Here is a 21,191-nt window from a genome sequence, read left to right as displayed (position 1 = left end):
AAGGTGAGCCGATGGGCAGTGAAGAGGTCCGCGCCGGGGTGACGCTGACCAATCTGGACAAGCCGTTGTTCGACGGCGCCGAGGCGACCAAGCGAGATCTGGTCGACTATCTGGAGGCCGTCGGTGATCGACTGGTGCGGCAGCTGCGCGACCGTCCGCTGTCGGTGGTGCGGGTACGGCCGGGGCAGCAGCCGTTCATGCAGAAGAACCTGCCCAAATACACCCCGGACTGGCTGCATCGGGTGACGGTGTGGGCCGAGAGTTCGCACCGCGAGGTGACCTACGCGCTGTGCGACGACGTCCGCACGCTGCTGTGGTTCGGCAATCAGCGCGCCGTCGAGTACCACACCACGCTGCTGCTCGCCGAGCACAGCAAGGGCCCGACCCATCTCGTGCTCGACCTCGATCCGTCGCCGGACCAGCCGTTCCGGCAGGCGGTGCTGGCCGCGAAGCTGATCCGCGCGGCGCTCGCCGACGACGGGCTGGCCGGTGCGGTGAAAACCAGTGGCGCCAAGGGGGTGCACGTCTTCGTGCCGCTGCGGCCCGGCCTGTCGATCGAGGACGTCGCGGCGGCCACCCGGGCGGTCGCGGCCCGCGCCGAGCGGCTCGACCCCGACCTCGCCACCACCGCCTTCATCCGCGAGGACCGTGGCGGGCGGGTGTTCCTCGACTCCACTCGCGCGGGCGGCGCGACCGTCGTCGCCGCGTACAGTCCGCGGATCCGGCCGGGTACCACGGTGTCGTTTCCGGTCGGGTGGGCCGATCTCGACAACGTCACGCCGCAGGATTTCACCGTTTGCACCGCACTGAACCGACTCGGTGAGCGCGACCCGTGGGCCGACGAGATGCCCGAACCGCAAACGCTGCCCGCCGATCTCATCGAGGAGGGCCACACCATTCCCGTCGCCCGGGTGCAAGCGATGCACGAAGGTAAGCGCCGGGCTCGCGCACGCCGGGAAAATCCGCAACCGGAGCAGTGAAGCTCGCCTTCGGGAATGTTCTGCGCACGCTCGATGGTTCCACCAATCCCAGCGCTCCGGCGCGGGATGTCGAGCTAGCAGAGAAGAGGGCAGCAATGCCGGTCAATGATCTACCTCGGGTCGAGCACAGGTTCGTCGAGGTCGACGGTGTTCGGGTGTTCTACCGGCAAGCCGGGCCCGACGACGCGCCGGTCCTGCTGCTACTGCACGGATTTCCGTCGGCGTCGCACCAGTTCCGTCGGCTGATCGACGCCCTCGGCGGCAGCTATCGGCTCATCGCGCCCGACTACCCTGGCTTCGGGCACACGGAAGCCCCGGACTCCTTCACCTACTCCTTCGAGCGGCTGGCCGACATCATCGAAGGGTTCCTGGAGCGGCTGGAACTCACGCGATTCTTCCTGTACGCCTTCGATTTCGGCGCACCGGTCGGCTTCCGCATCGCGACTCGGCACCCCGAATGGGTCGCCGGGCTCGTCATCCAGAACGGAAACGCCTACGAGGAGGGCCTTTCCGAGGGTGCGCGCGAATTCGTGGCCCTGCGGCCCGAGCAGCCCGAGGCAGAACCAACCATCCGGGACCTGCTCACCCTCCCCGGCACCCGCGGCCAATACGAACACGGCGTCCTCGATCCCGAACTCCTCGCCCCCGACGGCTGGACTCTCGACCAACACTTCCTCGACCTGCCCGGCCGCACAACAGCCCAGGTGGCGTTGGCCTTCGACTATCACACCAATGTCGAGCAGTACCCGCGGTGGCAGGAGTGGCTCCGCACGCACACCCCACCGACCCTGATCGTCTGGGGCCGCAACGACCCCTTCTTCCCCGAGCCAGGCGCGCACGCCTACCGCTACGACGTGCCCGACGCCGAACTCCACCTCTTCGACACCGGCCACTTCGCCCTCGAAGACAAGCTCCCCGAGATCGCCCCGCTCATCGCCGACTTCCTGGACCGGCACTGGCCGAAAGACTGACCGCCCAACGGTTTTCAGTCGGGCAGCACGAGGCCCGCAGCGGGCGCGGTGGCGTCGATCAGGTAGCCGACGATGGCGTCCCTGGTGCGACCGGGACCCATGAACGACGTGTGCCCGTCGCCGTCGCGGGTCAGCAGCACGGCGCCGCGGATCTGGGTCAGCATCAGCTGGGCCCAGCCGTAGGACGTCGACGGGTCGTGGGTGGCGTTGACGATCAGTGGCGCGATGGTGGGTTCGGCGATGGTCTCCCGCGCGGGATTGGCTCGGGCAGGCCAGCCCTGGCACCGCGCGAGGTACCGGTAGGACTGGCTGACGCCCCGGGTGTGCGGTGCGATGGTGGCGAGCAGAGTCTGCTGGGCTTTCAGCGCGGGGTAAGTATCGAAATCGGGCCGGAAGTCCGCACAGCCGACGCCCAGGTCGGCGTGGTTGCTGTCCGCGGTGAAGGCGGTCGCGGCGAAGCCGCTCGCGTCACCGTTGCGTGCCTGGTCGAGCCGGGCGGACAGACCGGGCCAGCCTTCGTCGCCGATATTCGGGATGGGATCTCGGGACAGCAGCCTGCCTTGGAGATTGGTCAGCAGGTCGTCGCTGGTGACCTCGCCGCGGCACTCGCCCGTGCGCAGGCACGTCGGCGCGGGCAGCGGGTGCTGCTCCGCCCTGGTGACCAGATCGTCGAGGACCCGCGACGGATCCGGTTCGCGCACCGCGCATTCGGCCGCGGTGCGACACCACGCCGCGAAGCGATTCCAGCTGTCCTCGATCGCGACGGATTCGTAGAAGCTCATGGTGCTCGTCGGCTGGGAGTGCACGAGCGCGCCGTCCAGTGCCAGGGCACGGCTCTTGTCGGGGAACAGGCGGGCATACTCCGCGCCGATCTCGGTGCCGTAGGACAGGCCGAGGTAGGTCAGCGGCGCCCCGCCGAGGCGTTGGCGCAGCACCTCGAGATCGCGGGCGACGCTCACCGTGTCCACGTGGTCGAGCAGGTCACCGGTCCGCCGGCGGCAGGTGTCGCCGAACGCGCGGTTCGCCGCGACCATCTCGTCGAATTCCTGCTGGCTGCGCGGGAATTGGCGGGGCAGTCGGTTGGCCAGGTCGGGATCGCACTGGATGGACGGCCGACTGGTGCCGACACCGCGCGGATCGAACCCGATCAGATCGAAACGCTGCCGCAGCCCGCCGGGGAACAGACCCGGCTCGGCGCCTTCGAGGGCGACGAACTGCGTGCCCGCGCCGCCGGGACCGCCGGGGTTCACGACCAGGTCCCCGATCTTGTGCGCCGGATCGGTCGCGGCCAGTCGATTGATCCCGACCTGAATCTTCGTCCCGCCCGGGTTGTTCCAGTCCAGCGGCACATCGATGCTCGCGCACTGGACCGCGGAGCCCGAACCCGGTGGACAGGCACTCCACTCGATCGGCTGCCGATTCTCCGCCGCGGATTTGCCCGACGTGTCGTCGGCCCCGCAGCCGACGCAGACTGCGACGACTGCGGTTACGCAGAGGGCTAGGCGTGCCGCGGTCGAAATACCCATCGCGGGTACACCTCCATGTCTGTGATCACTGGGGCGGCCTACCGCCGGTTGTCCGCGCACTCAGCGGGTGAGCGGGAGCATCGGCAGGATGGCCTCGGTCAGTTCGTCCGGTGGTGCGGGCATGAGCTGGAGGTCGCGCTCGTCGGTCCAGGCGTAGTGGCGCAGGGTGTTGAACTGCGCGACGAAGTGATCGCGCCAGGCTTGCGCGCCGAAGTTCATCGCGGTGTTCACCTGGAGCCAGCCGCTGGTGCTGAAGTTGACTGAACCCTCCCAGCACTGCGGGCCGCTCGGGGTGTCCACGACGAGTCCCTTGGTGTGGCAGATGTATTTTCGGCCGCTGGTGCTGGTGCCGATGGTGACCTCGACTCCGGCATCGACCAGCCGCTGCACGATCGGTTTCGCCGAGCGGCCCGAGGACTGGGTGTGGTCGAGGTACAGATGCAGTGGCACGCCGCGCCGGTGCGCCGCGAGCAGGTTGTCGGCGGCATCGGTCAGGGTGAAACCGTAGGCGATCAGCCAGGTTTCGCCCGGCGCGGCGACCAGCTCCAGGAACCGGTGCTCGGCCTCGGCGTGGTCGTCGGGCATCAGATAGCACGTCATCGGACCATCGATCACGAAGGGCATGTGCGCACCGTACCGGCGGGCGCCGCGCCGGGGTCGGAGGCGGCGACGCGCAAGTCGGCGCCACCCCGGCTAGCCGGCGCTGCCGACGGCGGTGCGGACGAACCCATCCGCACCCGCGAGCAGCCTGCGGGCCGCCGCAACGTCGACACCGGCCAGCTGCATGACGATCGCGGTCTTCGGGTGTCCGTCGGCCGCGTCCAGCAATGCGGCGGCGGTGACCGGGTCGACACCGGTGGCGTCTTCGATGATGCGACGGGCCCGGTCGACCAGCTTGGCGTTGGTGGGCTTCACGTCGACCATGCGGTTGCCGTAGACCTTGCCCGACTGCACCATGGTTGCGGTCGAGAGCATGTTGCAGACCATCTTCTGCGCGGTGCCCGCCTTCAACCGGGTCGATCCGGTCAATACCTCTGGGCCCGTGTCGATTTCGATACCGACGTCGGCGTGCTCGCTCAGCTCGGCATGGCGATTGCAGGAGACGCCGACGGTGGCGGCGCCGATCGATCGGCCGTGCCGCAGTGCCCCGATCGCGTACGGGGTCCGGCCGCTGGCCGCCAGCGCCACGATCACGTCGTCGGCGGTCAGGTCGATATCGGCGAGATCCGCGACGGCGAGCGCGGGGTCGTCCTCGGCGCCCTCCACCGCGTGCGCGAACGCCGCGGCACCACCGGCGATGATCCCGATGACCTCATCGGGGGCGGTGCCGAAGGTCGGCGGGCACTCGACCGCGTCGAGCACACCGAGCCTGCCGCTGGTCCCCGCGCCCACGTAGATCAACCGGCCGCCGGTCCGGCGGGCCGCGACGATCAGCTCCACCGCTCGGGCGATCTCGGGGATCGCCTGGGCCACCGCGGCAGCCACCACGGCATCCTCGGAATTCATGGTGCGCAACAGCTCGTCCACGGTCATGGAGTCGAGTGCGGCGGTCCGCGGATTGGCTTCCTCGGTGCTCAGTGTGCTGATGTCACTCATGGCTGCGCCTCCTGTGTCCATGCGGGAACTACGGTCGAACGAGTGGTGTGGTCCCGACCGAGTCGCGACTACCGGTGCGGCCGCATCGCCGATCAGCGTGCTCGGCTCCCTCACGGTGCCTTCCGCACCGTGCGCGAGATCCGGCGATCCGCTACCGCGTCATAGGTCCGCCGCAGCGCCACCGCGGCCGACGGCGTGCGCTGCAGGACGCCGATGTAGAGCGCGTCGACAATGAGGAGCTGGCTCATCCGGCTCGCCATCGCGGCGGAGCGGAAACCGTCCTCGCGCCCGGCGACGAGCACCGTGTGCGTGGCCGCCCGAGCCAGCCTGGACTGTGCGCCCGCCGTGACGGCGACCGTCGTGGTCCGCCTGCCACCGGCGCGGTCGACGGCGTCGATGATGGCGGCGGTCTCGCCGGAATGGGAGAAGGCGATGATCACGTCGTCGGCCTCGAGCAGGCTGGCCTGCACGAGCGCGTCGTCTTCGGAAGTGCAAGCGACACACCACATGCCGATCCGGGTCAGCTTCTGACCCATGTCCATCGCGACCAGCCCGGAGGCGCCGATGCCGATGAGCTGCACCCGCCGCGCCCGCACCAGGGCGTCGACGACCGCCGCCATGGTCGACGGGTCGGCCAGGTCGGCGGTGGCCACCATGCCCTCGGTCTCGAAGGCGGTGAGCTTGTGCAGCACCTTCGCCAGGGGGTCGTCGGCGTCGATGTCGGTGGCGAACACCGGCGAGCCGTCGTCCTTGCTGGTCGCCGCCAGCGCCAGGCGCAGCTGCGGATAGCCTTCGTAGCCAAGGGCTTTGGACAACCGGACGACCGCGGACGTGCTGGTGGAGGCGCGCTCGGCGAGCTCGCTCACGGTCAATTGCGCTGCGGCGGCGGGGTCGTCGCGGATCACCTGGGCGACCCGCAGCCCGGTGGGGGTCAGCCGGGGGATCGCCCCGAGCAGGCGAGTGCGGACGTCGTCACCCTCGTTCATGGTTCTCCAACCTGAGCTGTCGCGGTGCCGCGCCGGGAGATTCGGGCAGTCTCAGCGGGGCGGCACCTGGCGTGATCGAACCGAGCACCCGCGCCTGCGTCGCGCCGGTGCACACCGCGTCGGTGCCGGCGAGTCCGTGCACGGTGAGGAATCCGAGCACGGCGAACGCGGCGGCTTCTTTGGCGGCGGACGGCAGACCGAGCTCGTCGGAGGTGCACAGGCTGGTGTTACCCAGCCGTTCGCCGAGCATGCTCAGCAGGGTCGGATTTCGGGTACCGCCGCCCGAGGCGATGACTTCGTCGGGTGCGAAAGGCGCCAGTGCGTCGGCGATGGTCTGTGCGGTCAGCGCGGTCACGGAGGCGACGATATCGTCCGCAGGCAGGGGGTTGTCCCGCAGCACACGCTCGAGGTAGGCCCGGTTGAACAGCTCCTTACCGGTCGTCTTCGGCGGCGTTGCCTGGTAGTAGCTGTCGGCCAGCAGGGTTTTCAGCAGTCGCTCGTCGATCCGGCCGCGGGCCGCGCGGTGGCCGTCCTGATCGATATGTTCGGTGCCATCGGTCGCCAGTTCGACGGCAGCGTCGATCAGCGCGTTGCCGGGGCCGGTGTCGAAGGCGACGGGGGTGTCACCCGTGACGGTCGCGTTGGCGATGCCGCCGATATTGAGCGCGGCCGACCGCCCGGGCCTGCCCGCGAGCCACAGCAGGTCGAACAGCGCGACCAGCGGCGCACCCTGGCCGCCCGCGGCGATGTCGCGCGAGCGGAAGTCGCTGACGACGGGCAGTCCGGTCTGTTCGGCGATCCAGGCAGGCTGGCCGAGTTGCAATGTGCCGCAGGTTCGTCCGTCGGCCACCCAGTGGTACACCGTCTGTCCGTGCGACGCGACGAGATCCGCGGTGCCGCCGCATAATTCGCGCACCGCCGCAGCCGCGGCGGCGGCGAACTCCTGCCCGATCGCGGTATCGAGCCTGCACACCGTAGCCAGGTCGACCATGCCCGGCGGCAGTGCGGCGATCAGTTCGGCGCGTAGCCGATCGGGGTAGGGGCGGCTCAGCAGCCCGAGCACCGCTACGTGAATAGTGCTGTCCCGCAGGTAGATATCCGCGCCCACCGCGTCGATCGCGTCATGCGAGGTACCCGACATCAAGCCGATGACGCGCACTAGGCCACCGCCTCGACCGGTTCCGGCGGCTTGGGCGCCTGCGCCGGATGGAAGCGGCTCGCGATGCCGCCGACCACCAGCGTGACCAGCACGCCGATCGGCACCAGCCACTGCGCCGCGATCCCCTTCTCGACCACCTTGCCCGCCACGGTGACGTCGATCTTGACCACCCGCACGATGAACGTCATCACGATCACCGTCACCACGAAGGCGAGCACCGCGTCGAACTGGTTGGCCCGCTTGACCAGCCTGCCCAACAGGAAGGCGCCGAGCAGTGCACCGTAGGTGTACCCGGCAATGGTCAACGCGGTGAGGTATACGTTGCCGGTGGTCGCGCTGAAGCCCATGGCGCACAACGCCATCAGCACCGCCCAGACGAGCGTCATGTAGCGCGCGAGCTTGAGCAGGGACTGATCGGAGATCTCGCGTGCGGAGAAGCTGCGGATGATGTCGGCGACGGTCGAGTTCGCCATCGAGTTCAGCGTCGAGGACAGCGTACTCATCACGGCGCCGAGGATTCCGGCGACCAGCAGCCCGGACACCACCACCGGCAGGCCGTTCAAGATGAAATCGGGGTACAGACCGTCAGAGCTGGTCAGTCCCAACTCCTTTGGCGACTTGCCCTCGTTGTACGACCACAGCAGCGCGCCGACCAGGGAGAAAGCCGCGAACTGGATGGCTACGACAACGCCGGAGCCGATCATCGCCTTCTGGCTGTCCCGAAGCGAGCGCGTCGACAGAATTCGCTGCACGATCAGCTGGTCGGAACCGTGCGAGGCCATCGCGAAGATCGCGCCGCCGAGGATCGCGGTCGGCAGCGCGAAGGTATTGGTGAGGATGTGCGCGATACCGAAATCGGTATCGAAAATTCGGAACTTGCCGCCCGCCCACGCATCCGACCAGCCGGAGACGCCGACCCGGCCGCTGAGCACGCAGATCGCGATGAGTGCGCCGGCGAGGTAGAGCGCCATCTGTACGGCGTCGGTCCAGATGACCGCCTTGATGCCGCCGAGGTAGGTGTATGCCACCGTCACCAGCATGAGCACGATGATGATGACGTCGTAGCCGATGTCGAGCCCGTACCCGCTCAGCAGCAAACTGATCGGGATGGCGGCGGCGAATACCCGCACACCATCGGCGAGCAGCCGGGTGAAGACGAAGGTCACCGACGCGACACCCTGCAGGTAGCGGCCGAAGCGCAGCTCGAGATACTGGTAGGCGCTGACAAACCCGCCGCGCTTGTACAGCGGGATCAAGGCGGTCGCGACGATCGTGCGGCCGATGATGTACCCGATGGCCAGTTCGACGTTGCCGAAGGCCTGGTCGGTGTAGGCGCCGCCGGGGATCGAGATGACGGTGAGCACGCTGGTCTCGGTCGCCACCACGGAGAAGCAGACCGTCCACCACGGCATCTTGCCTTCGCCGACGAAGTAGTCGCTGCTGGACTTCTGCTTACCGGACAGGCGAAGGCCGATCCAGGCGATAACGATGAGGTAGACGACGATGACGGCGACGTTGAGTGCGTTCATCGCAGCTCCTCGGTAACGCGGCGAGCGGAATGCAAGTAAGTGTCAGGGCATGTGCATGTTCTGTCAATGAGTGTCACGTGATTCGCACCACCAATGTTTCCAGGGCCGTTGTCAGGTCGACGGCGAGCAGCGCGGCACCGTCGATCGGGCCGCCGCGGGCGGGTCGGCGGTCGACCACCTGCGCTATCGCCGCGTCGAGTGGGTCGAGCAGGGCCGCGCCGAGGTTGGCCAGCCCGCCGGTGATCGCATAGGGCACCGGTGGCCGCATGCCGGACCGTTCGATGGTGGCCAGGACGGTGCGCGCGAGTGCGTGTCCGGCCGCGGTCATGATGGCGGCGGCGGTGTCGTCCGTTGCGGCGGCCGCGGCGACGACGGGGGCGAAGCGCGCCGCCAGCAACGCCGGATTTTCGTGCTGGCCAAGGTGTTTCGGCAGCTCGGGAAGGGTGACACCGTAATGCTCGGCGGCGTGCGCGGCGAGTTCGGTAGGTGCCGCGCGCCCGTCGTACGCGCGCAGGGCGGCCCGCAACCCCTCGGTGCCGATCCATGCGCCACCACCCTCGTCGCCGAGCAGTGGGCCCCAGCCGTCGGTCCTGGTGAATCGTCCCGCGGCGTCGACCGCGGTGGCCACGGCGCCCGTTCCCGCGGTCAGGACAACGCCCGGCGCGCCGCCGAGTGCCCCGGCGTGTGCGGTGACGGCGTCGGAGGTGACGGCGACCGCTTGCGCGCCCGGCAGATCGGCCAGTTGACGTGCGAGCAGTGCGGCGGCGTCCGGGGCGGCGGCGGCACCCGCGGCGCCGATGCACAGGGTGAAGGTGGTCCCGGTGAGCGCTATCCGATCGATGACGGCGCGAATCGCCTGCTCTGCCGCCGCGACTCCGCCCGCATTGGCCAGTCCGGGGGAGCCGGGCCCCTCGGCGGTGCGCGTCTGGCGTCCGTCGAGCCGGAGGGATCCTCGACAGCCCGTTTTGCCGAGGTCGATGGCGAGCACGTGGTCGGTCATGCCGACCATCCTCGCGCGATCAGGCGCTTTTGTGGCGCCCAGTTGCGCACCGCTCAGCGAGGCTGGGCCCATGGCGAGCCGCACCGGGACCGGGCCGGTGTTTCGACCGGTGGACGCGCACGACCGTGCGGCGCGCACGCGTCCGCCGAGGTCAGCGAATTATGGTGTGGAATAACCGATCAGGGCGCCGATGCCCGCGCCGATGGGGATCGTCACCAGGGCGCCGACGCCGCCGAGGAAGAAGCCGATCACCGCGCCGATGCCCGCGCCGATGAGGGCGCCGACGCCCGCGTTGTACTGCTTGCGGGCGATGGTCTCGTCTTGCGCGTCGACGAGTTGTGCCAGGTGGGCACTGGTTTCCGGGGCGCTGACCGGTGTCATTGTCACCGTGCGTCCGGTGTCACTGATCTGTGGCCGCAGGGCGAAGGTGCGGCCGTCGGCGGTGAAGGACGTGGGTAACGTGACGACGACGTTGCCCGCGTTGTCGGTCAGGGTGACCGCGGCGGCGTCCCTGGTCAACGCGAACGCGCCTGCCTCGACGGTGGTGATCACCCCCGTGCCGTCGGTGGCCGTGGTGTATCCGATGCCATGATCGACGCTTGACACGCTGACCTGGGCCGATGGTTGCGCTAATGGTTGAGCGTTGACAATTCCCGCAGTGATTCCGGTGGCCCCCACTGCGAGAAGGGCGGTGGCAAATCCTTTGACTTTCATCGTGTTTCCCCACATGTTCTTCTCGGCCACGACAGCCGATACGTCCCGTGAAGCCGGATCAGGCCACCTCTATTCTCGCTTCGCGACCTGCGTAGAGTGATCGATTCCGCGAATTCCGCGCAACGAAATCCGGTGAATTTGCTGGCTGCCGAATCGATTAGGGCGCTGCGGGTGCGCCGCCACCGCTCTGCACGGCGGTGTAGGCGCGGCCGGCCCGGTCTCGCTGAGCGAAAGCGAAATCGGCAGGGCTGCTTTCGTGAGTTGCTGCCGTGATGCTGGAAGCCGGCGAAGCGGCTGCGTCTGCCGCTGTCAGCGGCGCGCCTGCCCACGGCCGGGCCGGGCGGCGGCCTGCTCGAATCGCCGGGAGACGTCGATCTCATGACAGCGCTCGCCGGAATCGCTACTGTCCGAGGACATTCACGGCAGACCGTGTCGGCACGCGCTGGTGACCTCACGCGTGTCGCGGGTGCTGCCCCTGCTCGACCTGGGGAGAACGCAGTGAGATTCACCAGAGCCGGTGCGCTGACGGCGGCATTGTTACTGGCCACAAGCCTGGGACTGGCCGGCTGTTCGTCGGACGACAGTACCGACGCAGGCATCGTCACGACCAATATCACCGAGCCGCAGAACCCGCTGTTGCCCGCAAGCAACAACGACAACAGCGGCAGCCGCATCGTCGACCGGATCTTCGCCGGGCTGAAGTATTACGACGCCAACGGTGTGGCGCACAACGATATGGCGCAGTCCATCGAGACGTCGGACCGCAAGAACTACACGATCACCATCAAGCCGGACTGGACGTTCACCGACGGCACACCGGTCACGGCGAAATCCTTTGTCGACGCGTGGAACTACGGTGCGCTCAGCACCAACGCGCAGCTGCAGGGCTACGTTTTCTCGAGCGTCGTCGGCTACGACGAGGTCGCCGCGGAAAAGCCCGCGGCACAGACGATGTCGGGCCTGAAGGTGGTCGACGACCGCACCTTCACCGTCGCCCTGAAGAGCCCGTCGATCGACTTCGAGCTCGCGCTCGCGTTCACCCCGTTCTATCCGCTGCCCGAGGCGGCGTTCAAGGACATGAAGGCGTTCGGCGAGAACCCGATCGGCAACGGGCCGTACAAGCTCGCGCGCACCGGCGCCTGGGAGCACAACGTCAAGGTCGACCTGGTGCCGAACCCGGACTACAAGGGTGCGCGCCCGGCCAAGAACAAGGGTCTGCGGATGGTGATGTACCAGTCGTTCGACACGGCCTACGCCGACCTGATCGCGGGCAACCTCGACACCCTCGACACCATCCCGGACAGCGCGCTCGCCTCCTACAAGCAGGACCTCGGCGATCGGGCGATCACCAAGCCGACCGCGCAGAACCAGCACATCAGCAGCCAGACCAACATCCCGCACTTCGCGGGCGAGGAAGGGGTGCTGCGGCGCAAGGCGCTCTCGCTGGCGATCAACCGCGAGCAGATCTGCGCGAACATCTTCCACGGCACCAGGATCCCGTCGCGCGACTTCACCGCGATCACGCTGCCCGGCTTCCGGGGCGACCTGCCGGGCTCGGAGGTTCTGCGGTACAACCCGGAGGAGGCGAAGAAGCTGTGGGCGCAGGCCGACGCGATCTCGCCGTGGTCGGGTCGCTACGAGATCGCCTACAACTCCGACGGTGGCCATCAGGCTTGGATCGAGGCGGTGGCCAACAGCATCAAGAACACCCTCGGCATCGAGGCGATCGGCGCGCCGTACCCGACGTTCAAGGACGTGCGGTCGGCGATCACGTCGCGGACGATCGGTAAGGCGTTCCGCTACGGCTGGCAAGGCGACTACCCGACGATGCTGCAGTTCCTCACCGCGCAGTACTACACCGGCGCGGGTACCAACAACGTCGACTACAGCAGCCCCGAGTTCGACAAGCTCATCGACGCCGCGCTCGCCGCGCCGACGCTGGAGGAGTCCTACAAGTTCGTGGCGCAGGCGCAGACCCTGCTGTTCAAGGACATGCCCGATATCCCGGTGCTCGATTTCATCGCCACCGCGGGGCTGGGCGAGAAGGTGAAGGCCGAACTGGCCTGGAACGGCCAGTTCGATTTCGAGAATATCGAGAAGTAAACGCGTGATCCGCCGCGCCGCCGGGGACGGCGGCGCGGCGCACGGGTGTGCCCCGCTGCCGGTCCGCACCGGTCCGGGTAGGCTGACCCGTCGATCGGACACGCGCGCGTATAACGAGGTGGTGGCGGAATGAGTGAACGGGTATCCGAATCCGTGACGGGGACAACAACGGTCGCCGTCACGGTGCCCGCATCGCCGGAACAGCTGACGATGCTGCGCGCCCTCGCCGAGACCGTGCTGCTGATCGCCGATTTCGGGCTCGACGAGGTCACCGATATCCGTCTGGCGCTCGACGAGATCGCGACCGTGCTGATGCAGGACGCCGCGCCGGGGTCGACCATCGATTGCGCGTTCAGCTACCGCGAAGGCGTGCTCAATGCCACCATCCGCGCGGTGGGCACGTCCGACGCCGAGGTCGGGTCCGGCAGCTTCGGCTGGCACATCGTGCAGACGCTGACCGACTCGGTCACGGCGACCAGGGCGCCGTTCGACGCCGCCGTCTCCGGGTACCCGACTGTCGTCGACTTCGTCTGGGCCCGGGGCGACCTCGATGAACAATGACGCGTCAGCGTCGGGCGTGGACCATGAGCCGCGCCGACGTGGTGGGGACAGCTACGACAATATCGAGCCCCTGTTCGTCGAGCTGAGCGAGCTCGACGCCGACGACCCGCGCCGCGCCGCCGTGCGCGAGGAGCTGATCGGCCGCTGCCTGCCGCTGGCCGAGCACATCGCCCGCAAGTTCACCGGCCGCGGCGAGAACTTCGACGACCTGCTGCAGATCGCCCGTGTCGGCATGGTCGCCGCGGTGGACCGTTTCGACGCCTCGCACGGCTCGCCGTTCCTGGCCTTCGCGGTGCCGACCATCATGGGCGAGGTGCGCCGCCACTTCCGCGACTACACCTGGTCGGTGCGCGTTCCGCGGCGGCTCAAGGAGATTCAGCAGACCATCGCCCCCGCCATCGAGACGCTCGCGCAGCGGCTCGGCCGGATGCCCAAGGCCCGCGAGATCGCCGACGAACTCGGCGCCGACCTGGTCGAGGTCACCCAGGCGCTGATCGCCCGCAACGCCTACCAGACCTCCTCGATCGATGTGGGTCTGGACAGCGACGACGACAACGCGCCGCGGTCGCCGCTGGACACCCTGGGCGCCGAAGAGCCGGAATACCAGACGGTCGAGGACTACCTCGCGGTGAAACCGCTCATCGCGGCGCTGCCTGAGCGCGAGCGTCAGGTGCTGATCATGCGGTTCTTCGAATCCAAGACCCAGGATCAGATCGCCGCGCAGCTCGGCGTCTCCCAGATGCAGGTATCGCGCATCCTGTCGAAAACGCTGAGTACGTTGCGGGAACAGGCACTGCGCGACTGACGTTGTCGGCGCGTCCGGCACCGGGCGTGTCGCCCTACTCGGTGGTGGCGGGCTACCGTTGTCCGGTAGCCGACCGACGAAGGGGAATGCCTTGAGCAGCGACAACGCGACCCGTCTCGCGGTGCTGATCGACGCCGACAACGCCCAGCCCGGCATCGCCGACGGGTTGCTGGCCGAGGTGGCCAAGTACGGGACGGCGCACGTGAAGCGGGCCTACGGCGACTGGACCAGCACCAACCTGAAGGGGTGGAAGGATCAGCTGCTCGCGCAGTCGATCCAGCCGATCCAGCAGTTCGGCTACACCACCGGCAAGAACGCCACCGACTCGGCGATGATCATCGACGCGATGGACCTGCTCTACACCGGCAACCTCGACGGCTTCGTGATCGTCTCCAGCGATAGCGATTTCACGCGTCTGGCCAGCCGCATCCGCGAATCCGGGCGCACCGTCTACGGATTCGGCCAGCACAAAACCCCGAAACCCTTCGTCGCCGCCTGCGACAAGTTCATCTACACCGAAAACCTCACCGGCACAACGGAAGAGTCGCCGACGCCGACCCGCCGCACCGCCGCCAACCAGCTCAAGGGCGACGCCAAACTGATGAACTTACTCCGCAACGCCGTGGACGCCGCCTCCGACGACTCCGGCTGGGCCACCCTCTCCAGCGTCGGCTCCATCATCAACAAACAGCGCCCCGACTTCGACCCCCGCACCTACGGCTACAGCAAACTAGGCGAACTCTTCGCCGCCACCACCCTTTTCGACCTGGACACCCGCAGCCCCGGCGAAGGCAAACAAGCCGTCACCTACGTCCGCGACCTCCGCCACCGCCCACCCACGAAATAGCAGGTTCTCGACCTCGTCAGCCGCGGCTGCACAGTGATCGTGGTCAGCGTGCCCAATGAACTCACTACGCCACCATCGACCGCACGGCGCTACTGAGTGCGTCGACGGTCTCGTGAATTCGATGCGGCAGGGCGGTTCAGCGTTCGAGAGGGATGGGGCGGTTGTCGGCGCGGCGGCGGCGGGGTGGGGTGCGGTCGTTGATCGCTTCGCCGACCATGGTGCGGACGGCGTCGCGGAGGCCGTAGAGGGGGTGGTTGGGGGCGGGGCCGGCGCCGGGGTCTTCGCGGAGTTCTTTCATGAGGGACCAACAGAGGGCGAGCATGACGAGGACGAAGGGGAGGGCGACGAGGATGGTGGCGGTTTGCAGGGAGTTGAGGCCGCCCGCGACCAGCAGGACGGCGGCCACCGAGGCCATCAGGATGCCCCAGGTGATGACCAGCCAGGAGGGCGGATTGAGGGCGCCTCGGCTGGTGAGCGAGCCCATGACGAGGGAGGCGGAGTCGGCGCTGGTGACGAAGTAGGTCATCACCAGGATCATCGACACCCAGGAGGTGATGGTGCCGCCGGGCAGCGCGTCGAGCATGTCGAACAGCGAGGCCTCGGCGTCGGCGGCGTTCGCGGTGAGATCGGCGACGCCGCTGGTAGTCAACCGGATGGCGCTGCCGCCCATGATGCAGAACCACACCACGGTCACCCCGCTGGGCACCAGCAGCACCCCGATGAGGAATTCGCGGATGGTGCGCCCGCGCGAGATGCGTGCGATGAAGGTGCCAACGAACGGCGCCCAGGACAACCACCACGCCCAGTAGAAGATCGTCCAGGAACCGAGCCAGGCCGGGTCGGCGTAGGCGCCGGTCCGGGTGGCCATCGGCAGCAGATTGGTCAGGTAGTTGCCGATACTGGACGGAATGCTGTCGAGCACATACACCGTCGGCCCGAGCACGAACACGAACAGCATGAGCAGCCCGGCCAGCAGAATATTGACGGTGGACAGCCACTTGACGCCCTTGTGCAGCCCCGAGAACGCGGACAGCACAAAGGCGGCGCTGAGCGCACCGATGATGATCAGCTGCACCGTCACCGTGTCCGGCGCACCCGCGGTGAGCTGCAGACCCTTCGCGACTTGTAGCGCGCCGAGGCCGAGACTGGTTGCCGTGCCGAAGACGGTGGCGAATACCGCGAGTAGATCGATGGCCTGCCCCGCCCACCCCTGCGCGCGGCGCTCGCCGAGCAGCGGCACGAATGCGGCGGACAGCCGATTGCCGCGCCCTTTCCGAAAACCGGCGTAGGCCAAGGCAAGTCCGACGATGCCGTAGATCGCCCACGGCGTGAGGGTCCAGTGGAACAGCGAATACTGCAGTGCCGCACTGGCTGCCGCGGTGGTCTGCGGTTCGATCCCGGTCGACGGCGGTGGCTCGACGAAATGCTGCAGCGGTTCGCCGACCCCGTAGAACATCAACCCGATGCCCATGCCCGCGCTGAACATCATGGCGATCCAGGCGAGATTGCTGAACTCCGGTTCGGCGTCGTCCTTTCCGAGCCGGATCCGCCCGAAGCGACTGACCGCGATCACCACGCAGAGCACCAGGAAGACGTCGGCGGAGACCACGAAAAGCCAGTCGAAGTTGCCGAGCACCCAGTCCAGCGCGGTCTTCGACGCGGAGCCGAAGCTGTCCTTGCCGAGGGCCGCCCAGCCGACACCGGCGATCACCGTGGCGATGCCGACGCCGATGAGGCGGAGATCGGGTCCGGTCGAGGTCTGGTCTGTGTCGGTAGCCATCACCTTCAACTATCGCGGGTAACGGCCGATTAGCCGAATGGACGCGCCGCGCCCGTGTGACGGTCCGGGCGGCGAGGTCTGTACTTTTCAAAGGGATCCGCGCCGGTCCCGGCGCGCAACGATCGCGTGACCGGAGGCTTCGACATGTTCACCACCAGGCCGACTTTGCGGGGCACATTCGGGATGGTGTCGTCCACCCACTGGCTGGCGTCGCAGTCCGCGATGGCCGTGCTCGAACGCGGCGGCAACGCCTACGACGCGGCGGTGGCCGCCGGATTCGTGCTGCACGTGGTGGAACCGCACCTCAACGGGCCCGCGGGTGAGGCGCCGATGCTCCTCGCCCCGGTGGGTGAACCGGTCCGCGTGCTGTGTGGGCAGGGGCCCGCGCCCGCCGGCGCGAGCGCCGCGCACTATCGCGGGCTCGGACTCGAATTCATCCCGGGCACCGGGCCGTTGGCGGCCGCGGTACCCGGTGCGTTCGATGCCTGGATGGTGTTGCTGCGTGATTACGGTACGCGGTCGCTCGCCGAGCTGCTCAGCTTCGCCATCGGTTACGCGCGGGACGGTCACCCGCCCGTCCCGCGCGTGCGGCAACAGGTGGAGGAGGTCCGCGAGCTCTTCACCACCGAGTGGACATCCTCGGCCGAGGTCTATCTGCGCGACGGCGTCGCACCGAAACCCGGTGCGTTGTTCCGCAATCCGGCGCTGGGCCGGACGTGGCTCCGGTTGATCGACGAAGCCGTCGCCGAGGGCGGTGGCGACCGGGTGGCGGAGATCGAAGCGGCCCGGCGGATCTGGCGCAGCGGCTTCATTGCCGAGGCGATGCTGCGGCAGTCGGCGCGGCCCACCCTCGACACCAGCGGCGAGCGGCACGTCGGCACCCTGACGGCGGCGGACCTGGCCGGCTGGTCGGCGACCTACGAGGCGCCAACGACCTACGACTGGCACGGCTGGACGGTGTGCAAGATGGGGCCGTGGAGTCAGGGACCGGTCTTCCTGCAGCAACTTGCTCTGCTGCCCGCCGAACTACCGGCCTATGGCTCCGCCGAGTATGTCCATCTGCTCATCGAGGGCGGCAAACTGGCCATGGCCGACCGCGAAGCCTGGTACGGCGACGTGCCCGATGTGCCGGTGCCCGTGCTGCTTTCGGCGGAGTACAACGCGCAGCGGCGCACACTGATCGACGCGACGGCGTCCCGCGAACTGCGTCCCGGCAGCCCGGACGGGCGTACGCCACTGCTCAGCTCACACATCGGCGGCTCGGGTCCGGTGGCCGACGAGCCGGGCGCGGGGGAGCCGTCACTGGCCAGCGCAGGTGAAACACGAGGCGACACTTGCCATTTCGACATCGTCGACCAGTGGGGCAATATGATCTCGGCGACGCCGAGCGGTGGTTGGCTGCACTCCAATCCCGTCATCCCGGAGCTGGGCTTCCCGCTCGGCACCCGCCTGCAGATGGCCTGGCTGGACGAGGGACTGCCGAACACCCTGGTACCCGGTCATCGTCCGCGCACCACTCTGACGCCGACCTTGGCTCTGCGCGACGGCGTTCCCGTGCTCGCCTTCGGCACGCCCGGCGGTGACCAGCAGGACCAGTGGCAGTTGCACTTCTTCCTGTCCGTCGCCTACGGCGGCCTGGATCTGCAAGCCGCGATCGACGCGCCGAACTGGCACGGCACGTCCTTCCCGAGCTCGTTCTACCCGCGGGACATGGAGCCGGGCGGTGTCGTCGTCGAGTCCAGGATCGGCGAGTCGATCATCGATGACCTGCGCCGACGTGGCCACGACGTCACCGTCGGCGAACCGTGGTCGGAGGGTCGGCTGTGCGCCGTGGCCCGCGACCCGGAGTCGGGCGTGCTGTCCGCCGCCGCGAACCCCCGCGGCATGCAGGGCTACGCCGTCGGGCGCTGAATGCCCGCACCACGTCGACTATTTCGGGGCGCTGACCTCCAGCTCGCGGAGCCCGGGATGGACGGCTGGATCCGCCGCTGTGACGCTCAGTCGGATGTAGCGGGTGGCGATCGGACTCGCGGACGTGCCGGTTGCCGGGTCGACGGTGACCGTCGTCCAGGTCTGGTTGTCGATGGACACCGAGATGGTGGATGTCGCGGGCGCGGGATCCGACCAGCGTGGAAGTATCCGGCCGACAAGGGTTTCGGCGCCCAAATCGACGGTGAGGGTGCCTTGGTCGGCGTCGGGAGCCCAGCCGGTGGCGGCGCTGCCGTCGACGGCGGCGTCGGCGTATCGACCGGGTTCGGCCGAGCTCACCGAGACGGACTTGCAGCGGGCGACGTTGTCGGTGGGTGTGCGGTCCGGTCGGCGGGTCTCGACGGTCAATGGCTGGTCACGGCTGACTGATTGGGTGCCGGTCGCGGTCTGGACCCGCATCTCCGCACCATCTCTCAGCGTGACCGTCGTGTCGTCGGGACCGATCTCGGCGTCGAAAGTCCTTCCCTGCCAGCGCATGCCGCGGATGTGCAACCCCGAGCTCAGATCCGGCGGCAACATCGGATCGATGCGAACCTCGTCGGCGCGCAGCCGCAGCCCGAGCAGACCGTTGGTGAAGGTTTGCAGGAACCCACCCGCGGCGGTGACGAAGGTAAAGGCAGGCGCGCCCGCCAGGGGATCCTCGGCACCGGCCTTGCTGCCGCGTGCCTCCGCGAACTGTCCGAACGGCGCGCGCACGAACGGCCGCACCGCGCGCTCGAGGTAGGTATCGGTCGCGCAGCCCGGAGTGCCGATGGCCGCGGCGTCGATGGCATGCACCGAGTCGGTCATCGCGGGCCCGTCGGGATCGGTGCGCTCGGCGTAATATTCGAGCGTGTTGGTCGAAACCTCGTGTGACATAGGCCATTCCAGCGGATAGATCAGCAACACGGAGTCCGCCTGCTTGAGCGAGGTCCCCGGATAGCCGTCGTACTGGGCGAATATCTGCCGGGCCGGGTCGAAGGGCATGCGCAGGTGGTCGGCGATCGCGGTCCACTCCGGCGGGGCGGGCTCGCCGAGGATCTCGGCCGCGCGGGCCGCGTTGCGCAGCGCCAGTGCGGCTACCGCGTTGGTGTAGACCCCGTCTTTGACGCCGTTGCTGTATTCGTCGGGACCCGCGACATTGTCGATCGAGTAACTGCCGTCGGGGTTCGGCGTCACCCGCGAAGCCCAGAATTCGGCCAGGTTCCGCATGATCGGCCAACTGCGGCCGCGCAGGTAGTCGGTGTCGCCGGTGGCGAGGTAGTACTGCCAGGCCGCGAGGGAGATGTCGCCTTGCAGATGGATCTGGGTCAGGCAGTGCGGTGGATCCCAGCTGTGGCATTCCGCGAGGGCACCCCGGCTCGCGCTGGTCCACGGGTAGAAGGCGCCGCGGTAGCCCAACTGCTGTGCGTTCGCCTGCGCGGCGGGCAAGGTCTTGTAGCGGTACTCCACCACGGATTTGGCGAGCTCGGGCGCGAGCTGGAGCAGGCCGGGGAACATCCAGATGTCGGCGTCCCAGAACACGGCGCCCGCATAGTTGTCGCTGCTGAGCCCGACGGGCGAAATACTGTTGTCCTGTTGGGCATTCGTGCTCGAGTACAGCGAATAGAGCGCACCACGGGTCCACGCCTGCAGGTCGGGGTTGCCGGGTATCTCGAGATCGCCCCGCCACAACGAGCGCCAGGCCGCCGCCGTGTCCGCAAGCAGAGCCGGCCAGCCCTTGCGTGCCGCCCGGATCGCGGCCCCGTGCGCCGCCGTCGCCGGATCGGCGGCGGTGAGCTCGGTGTCGACGCCGACGAATTTCGTTACCTCGTAAGACTTTCCGGACTGCACGGTGAGTCGCGTCTGCTGGCCGGCGGTGAGGTCGCGCGCCGGCGACTGCTGCGCCGCTCCCGTGCTCAGCACCGACGCCACCGCGCCGTCGACTCCGGTGCCGTCGGTGCGGAAACCGACCCGGATGCCGTCCGCGCCCGCGTCGCCGTCGGTCTGGGTCATCCGGCGCGCGCCCGCACCGTCGAGCAGATCGGTCACGGTGAGCTCCCCGGACCAGTGCGGGACGAGGGTGAGATGGACCGCGCCCACATGCTGGTCGACCCGATCGGTGATGACGTCGTACACCAGATCGGTGGCCTTACCGTCCCGGTTGGTCCAGGTGAGCGCGGTGCGCACCAGCCCGCAGCGCAGATATCGGGTCTGGGTGAAGTTCGTGATCCGCTCAGCCGGGGTGTCCGCCGCGTAGGTGTCGGCGCCGACACCGACCGTGAGGGCGGACCAGTTCGGGATCGCGGCGGCGACCTCCCGGTCTTCGGCCAGTGCCGGCGTGTGCCCGTAGAGCCCGGCGACGAAAGCGCCGTCGTAACGCGGTGTGTACAGCGGCCAGCCGCTGGGTTCACCCGTCGACACATACCCGGTGCCGCGGGGCGGCACCCGCAACCCGAGATAGCCGTTGCCGACGAACGGATGCCGCTCGAACCCGGCGTCCACCTCAACGTTCGACGACGTCCAGCCCGGTGCGGACGCGGCGTCGTCATTCGGGCAGACGGACGCGGACGGCTCCCGCGGGTTGTCCCGGACGGCGAATACCACTCCGACTACGACCAACACGACCGCTGCGACCAGCGCGATACCGATCAGGAGTGTGGTGCGAGAACGCATTCCGTACCTCC

17 protein-coding genes are annotated in these 21,191 nt (G+C 68.4%); 7 read left to right on the top strand and 10 right to left on the bottom strand.

Annotated features, from left to right (window positions below; all coding sequences use genetic code 11):
• Positions 1-11: 11 nt before the first annotated feature.
• Positions 12-980, top strand: a complete 969-nt coding sequence (gene ligD / locus ACIHA7_RS00175; protein ID WP_397283910.1) for a non-homologous end-joining DNA ligase — start codon at positions 12-14, stop codon at positions 978-980.
• Between the two features lie 95 nt (positions 981-1,075).
• A complete protein-coding gene (locus tag ACIHA7_RS00170; protein ID WP_397283908.1) occupies positions 1,076-1,951 on the top strand; it encodes an alpha/beta fold hydrolase in 876 nt (291 codons plus the stop codon).
• Positions 1,952-1,965: 14 nt separating this feature from the next.
• On the opposite strand, the gene ACIHA7_RS00165 is transcribed toward ACIHA7_RS00170, so the two are convergent.
• The 8 genes from ACIHA7_RS00165 to ACIHA7_RS00130 all read right to left on the bottom strand — a co-directional run bounded on the left by ACIHA7_RS00165 (position 1,966) and on the right by ACIHA7_RS00130 (position 10,353).
• A complete protein-coding gene (locus ACIHA7_RS00165; protein ID WP_397283906.1) occupies positions 1,966-3,477 on the bottom strand; it encodes an alpha/beta hydrolase in 1,512 nt (503 codons plus the stop codon).
• Positions 3,478-3,537: 60 nt separating this feature from the next.
• Positions 3,538-4,101, bottom strand: coding sequence for a phospholipase D-like domain-containing protein (locus ACIHA7_RS00160; RefSeq protein ID WP_397283904.1), 564 nt, complete (start codon positions 4,099-4,101; stop codon positions 3,538-3,540).
• A gap of 69 nt (positions 4,102-4,170) precedes the next feature.
• Positions 4,171-5,073, bottom strand: coding sequence for an N-acetylmuramic acid 6-phosphate etherase (gene murQ / locus ACIHA7_RS00155; protein WP_397283902.1), 903 nt, complete (start codon positions 5,071-5,073; stop codon positions 4,171-4,173).
• A gap of 110 nt (positions 5,074-5,183) precedes the next feature.
• Entirely contained in the window at positions 5,184-6,059 is an 876-nt protein-coding gene (locus tag ACIHA7_RS00150; RefSeq protein ID WP_397283900.1) for a MurR/RpiR family transcriptional regulator, read from the bottom strand.
• On the bottom strand, positions 6,046-7,218 hold the full coding sequence (locus ACIHA7_RS00145) for an anhydro-N-acetylmuramic acid kinase (protein ID WP_397283898.1): 1,173 nt from the start codon (positions 7,216-7,218) through the stop codon (positions 6,046-6,048). The genes ACIHA7_RS00150 and ACIHA7_RS00145 overlap by 14 nt, the downstream gene beginning before the upstream one ends.
• A complete protein-coding gene (locus ACIHA7_RS00140) occupies positions 7,218-8,747 on the bottom strand; it encodes a sodium:solute symporter (protein WP_397283896.1) in 1,530 nt (509 codons plus the stop codon). The genes ACIHA7_RS00145 and ACIHA7_RS00140 overlap by 1 nt, the downstream gene beginning before the upstream one ends.
• A 73-nt stretch (positions 8,748-8,820) precedes the next feature.
• The gene (locus ACIHA7_RS00135) at positions 8,821-9,747 is read right to left on the bottom strand and encodes an N-acetylglucosamine kinase (protein ID WP_397283894.1); all 927 of its coding nucleotides are present in this window, start codon (positions 9,745-9,747) and stop codon (positions 8,821-8,823) included.
• A gap of 159 nt (positions 9,748-9,906) precedes the next feature.
• Positions 9,907-10,353, bottom strand: a complete 447-nt coding sequence (locus ACIHA7_RS00130) for a hypothetical protein (protein ID WP_397283892.1) — start codon at positions 10,351-10,353, stop codon at positions 9,907-9,909.
• Between the two features lie 606 nt (positions 10,354-10,959).
• Here ACIHA7_RS00130 and ACIHA7_RS00125 point away from each other — a divergent pair.
• The 4 genes from ACIHA7_RS00125 (at position 10,960) to ACIHA7_RS00110 (ending at position 14,777) form a co-directional block, all read left to right on the top strand.
• On the top strand, positions 10,960-12,564 hold the full coding sequence (locus ACIHA7_RS00125; protein ID WP_397283890.1) for an ABC transporter substrate-binding protein: 1,605 nt from the start codon (positions 10,960-10,962) through the stop codon (positions 12,562-12,564).
• Positions 12,565-12,693: 129 nt separating this feature from the next.
• Entirely contained in the window at positions 12,694-13,125 is a 432-nt protein-coding gene (locus ACIHA7_RS00120) for an ATP-binding protein (RefSeq protein ID WP_397283888.1), read from the top strand.
• A complete protein-coding gene (locus ACIHA7_RS00115) occupies positions 13,115-13,930 on the top strand; it encodes an RNA polymerase sigma factor SigF (RefSeq protein ID WP_397283886.1) in 816 nt (271 codons plus the stop codon). Before ACIHA7_RS00120 ends, ACIHA7_RS00115 begins: the two co-directional genes overlap by 11 nt.
• Positions 13,931-14,021: 91 nt before the next feature.
• The gene (locus ACIHA7_RS00110; protein WP_397283883.1) at positions 14,022-14,777 is read left to right on the top strand and encodes an NYN domain-containing protein; all 756 of its coding nucleotides are present in this window, start codon (positions 14,022-14,024) and stop codon (positions 14,775-14,777) included.
• Positions 14,778-14,913: 136 nt separating this feature from the next.
• Here the strand turns inward: ACIHA7_RS00110 and ACIHA7_RS00105 are convergent, their stop codons facing one another.
• On the bottom strand, positions 14,914-16,557 hold the full coding sequence (locus tag ACIHA7_RS00105; RefSeq protein WP_397283881.1) for a BCCT family transporter: 1,644 nt from the start codon (positions 16,555-16,557) through the stop codon (positions 14,914-14,916).
• 144 nt (positions 16,558-16,701) lie between these two features.
• On the opposite strand from ACIHA7_RS00105, the gene ACIHA7_RS00100 reads away from it, so the two are divergent.
• Positions 16,702-18,468 carry a gamma-glutamyltransferase family protein gene (locus tag ACIHA7_RS00100; protein ID WP_397283880.1) on the top strand — a complete coding sequence of 589 codons (1,767 nt, stop codon included), beginning with the start codon at positions 16,702-16,704 and terminating at the stop codon, positions 18,466-18,468.
• An 18-nt stretch (positions 18,469-18,486) separates the two neighbouring features.
• Here the strand turns inward: ACIHA7_RS00100 and ACIHA7_RS00095 are convergent, their stop codons facing one another.
• A complete protein-coding gene (locus ACIHA7_RS00095) occupies positions 18,487-21,180 on the bottom strand; it encodes a discoidin domain-containing protein (protein WP_397283878.1) in 2,694 nt (897 codons plus the stop codon).
• Positions 21,181-21,191: the final 11 nt, after the last annotated feature.

The organism is Nocardia sp. NPDC052316 (assembly GCF_044547795.1).
Lineage (GTDB): Bacteria > Actinomycetota > Actinomycetes > Mycobacteriales > Mycobacteriaceae > Nocardia.
This window is presented reverse-complemented; position numbering and strand designations above follow the sequence as displayed.